The organism is Halomonas sp. 707D4 (assembly GCF_024158685.1).
In the GTDB taxonomy this organism is placed as follows: Bacteria; Pseudomonadota; Gammaproteobacteria; order Pseudomonadales; family Halomonadaceae; genus Vreelandella.
In genome coordinates this window covers 1-2,257 of record NZ_JAMZBD010000487.1, presented here as the reverse complement: position 1 = coordinate 2,257, position 2,257 = coordinate 1, and the positions used below count along the sequence as shown (strand labels likewise).

Annotated in this window: 3 protein-coding genes and 1 pseudogene; 3 read left to right on the top strand and 1 reads right to left on the bottom strand. The window is 64.9% G+C overall.

All coding sequences use genetic code 11. The features are described from left to right. From BIS11_RS15610 to ureG, 3 genes and pseudogenes are all read left to right on the top strand, one after another. A pseudogene (locus BIS11_RS15610) lies at positions 1-290 on the top strand (urease accessory protein UreE); the annotation flags it as partial. Further along, complete coding sequence (locus tag BIS11_RS15605; protein ID WP_253586494.1) at positions 262-963, top strand: urease accessory protein UreF; 702 nt, start codon at positions 262-264, stop codon at positions 961-963. The pseudogene BIS11_RS15610 and the gene BIS11_RS15605, both read left to right, overlap by 29 nt. A 23-nt stretch (positions 964-986) precedes the next feature. Beyond that, positions 987-1,619 carry an urease accessory protein UreG gene (gene ureG / locus BIS11_RS15600; protein WP_227389919.1) on the top strand — a complete coding sequence of 211 codons (633 nt, stop codon included), beginning with the start codon at positions 987-989 and terminating at the stop codon, positions 1,617-1,619. Positions 1,620-1,861: 242 nt separating this feature from the next. Here the strand turns inward: ureG and BIS11_RS15595 are convergent, their stop codons facing one another. After that, positions 1,862-2,107, bottom strand: coding sequence for a formate dehydrogenase subunit delta (locus BIS11_RS15595; protein WP_253422469.1), 246 nt, complete (start codon positions 2,105-2,107; stop codon positions 1,862-1,864). Positions 2,108-2,257: the final 150 nt, after the last annotated feature.

Below are 2,257 nucleotides of genomic sequence, written 5' to 3'. Positions count from 1 at the left end.
CCTACCACCTGGGCAACCGCCACGTGCAGCTGGCACTCGGCGAGGACGAGAAGGGCGGCTGGGTGCGCTTCCCGCCGGATCACGTGCTCGAAGAGCTCGCGGGGCTTCTGGGCGCAACGCTCGAGCATCATGACGACACCTTCGACCCGGAGCCCGGCGCCTACCAGCAGCTCGGCCACGCCCATGCCCACGACCACGGCCACCACGACCGGGAAGCGCCAGAGGCGGCCCACGAGCATCACCACGACCACGCGCACGATCATGACCACGACCATACCCATGGCCACTGAGGCCCAGGACGATCTGGCGCTGCTCGGGCTTTTGCAACTGGTCAGCCCGGCGCTGCCGATCGGCGCCTTTGCCTTTTCCCAAGGGCTCGAGAGTGCCTTCGAGCTCGGCTGGGTGAGTGACGAGGAGAGCCTGGCCGAGTGGCTTTCAGGCGTGCTCCACGACGGCCTGACCCGCTGCGAGCTGCCGGTGATCGCGCGCCTTTATGCGGCTTTCGAGACGCGCGACGGCGAAAGCGTGGCCGAGTGGGATGGCTGGCTTGCCGCCAGCCGCGAAACCGCCGAGCTCGCCGCCGAGGACGCAAGGCTTGGAGCTACCCTCGAGCGTCTTCTGGCAAGCCTTGGGCTGTTGCCGCAAGAGGAGTGGCTGCCGCGCCCGGCGGGTTACGTAACGCTTTTCGCTTACACCGCCTTTACACGCGGCGTGAGCCCACGCCAGGCGATGCTCGGCTTCGGCTGGGCGTGGCTCGAAAACCAGTTGGCGGTGGCCTGCAAGGCGCTGCCTCTTGGCCACACCAGCGCCCAGCGCCTCATCGAGCGGCTTCGCCCGGCGCTCTCGAAAGCGGTGGACGAGGCGCTACGCCTCGATGACGGCGAGCTCGGCCCGGCGCTACCTGGCGTGGCGCTGGCAAGCGCGCTGCACGAAACCCAATATTCCCGGCTGTTCAGAAGTTGATTTGATCGATACAGGAGAACGAGATGACACACTGTTTACGCGTAGGGGTCGGTGGCCCGGTCGGTTCCGGCAAGACGGCGCTTTTGAAGCAGCTCTGCCTGGCGCTGCGCGACCATTACGATATCGCCGTGGTGACCAACGACATCTACACTCGCGAGGATGCGGATTTCCTGCTCAAGCACGACGCGCTGGCCTCGGATCGCATTCTGGGTGTGGAGACCGGCGGCTGCCCGCACACCGCGATTCGCGAGGACGCCTCGATGAACCTGGCGGCGATCGACGAGCTGCAGGGGCGCCACCCGGGCCTCGAGCTCGTGCTGGTCGAGTCCGGCGGCGACAACCTCTCTGCCACCTTCAGCCCGGAGCTTTCGGATCTCACCCTCTACGTGATCGACGTTTCCGCCGGCGACAAGATTCCGCGCAAGGGCGGGCCTGGCATCACCAAGTCCGATCTTCTGATCATCAACAAGATCGACATCGCCGAGCAGGTACACGCCTCACTGGAGGTCATGGAGCGGGACTCTAAAAAGATGCGCGGCGAGCGGCCCTTCGTGTTCACCAATCTCTACGACGGCGTGGGGCTCGAGGAGATCATCCGCTTCATTCTCGACAAGGGAATGCTGGAGGAGCGTCGCGAGACGCGTGCAGCGCAATAAGCGCTGGCGGGTAATAAAACGGCCACTCTGTCCAGGCGGTTGAATGGGCAGAGCAGCCAAAACGGTGGGGTACGTCCCTGTACGCGCAGGCCGTCCCTGACCGCCACCTCTGTACAGTGGACCCCTTGCGCCTCAATGACCTTAACTTGGGTTATAAATGGCTATTTATTCTGCGATTTTGAAGGTTATTGCAGTTAAATGACCGCGATCTTGTACGTATCTGCCCGCGCAGATGGCGATGTTCAGCCGGTGCGCCGCTCTTCCTGACGCTCTGCCAGCAGCGTGGCAGCGCGATGGGCCGTGGCCGAAAGACCCGTTTCCGGCCGAGCGAGGCTTGCCACCAGTCGCTGCTTCATCGGGCGGGCCCAGAACGTCTCGACATGGCGGCAGGTGGCCGCCGCGGCGCTCTCCTCATCGCGGCCGCCGCCCAGGTTGAGGGCGATCTGGTTGAGCATGCTGATCAGGTTGTCGTCTGGGTGGGCGGACATGGCGCTTCTCCTTGATGAGGGGCGGGCCGGTGGTAGATCACGTGCCGGTTGGGGCGGGCGAGTGGCAGGGCAACGTCGGCGAGGACGCCCTGGCCGAGGAAGTGCCGGTGGCGCTGATCTACAACGGCATCTCCCATGCGGTGATGATGG